1 protein-coding gene is annotated in these 559 nt (G+C 52.8%); it reads right to left on the reverse strand.

Translation table 11 applies throughout. The features are described 5' to 3' along the window. A partial coding sequence (locus HMPREF3088_RS10115) for a terminase gpP N-terminus-related DNA-binding protein (RefSeq protein WP_210401483.1) occupies positions 1–525 on the reverse strand: 525 nt, incomplete at its 3' end. Positions 526–559 lie beyond the last annotated feature (34 nt).

The raw sequence follows: 559 nt of genomic DNA on the forward strand, positions 1-559 counted from the left end.
CTTTTGTCTATTACTGAGCTGACCTGGGATGACGCTGACGTCTTTTTTTACAAGCTCCAGCTCCTTTTCCAATACAGCTTTCTCGACCAGCAGCTTAGCCATCTGTTCTTTCAGTTCAGATGGATCATCCGGCAAAGATTTTTCAAGGGCTGCTCGGGTGGGGATGCGAGCACGTTCTTCTCGTTCCTTTTTCGACATCAGCCCCCATTGTCCCTCTTCACGATGGCGTTGTGCCCAAGAATAGACGCTCATTTTTGACCTCAGCCCACATTCTTGAGCGATGTCAGCTGGGCTCCAGCCGGAGCTGAAAAGTTCGACAGCACGAAGCTTGACCTCAAACGGGTAACGCGTCAAGGTTTTCGCCTGTTTACGCGGTCTACCTGGAGTGGTGGGTTCACGCAACCATTTGTACAGCGTCCATCTCCCCGGATACCCCAGCTGCCGGGTCGTCTTCGTCACCGACTGAGTGCGCTTATAAACCTCAATCGCTCTGCGACGCTGCTGATCTGTGTACGAACGGTTCATAAGTGGAATCCTCCAAGATCCCGTCCGCATCCCC

Origin of the sequence: Corynebacterium sp. HMSC22B11, assembly GCF_001815965.1 — a bacterium.
In the GTDB taxonomy this organism is placed as follows: Bacteria; Actinomycetota; Actinomycetes; order Mycobacteriales; family Mycobacteriaceae; genus Corynebacterium.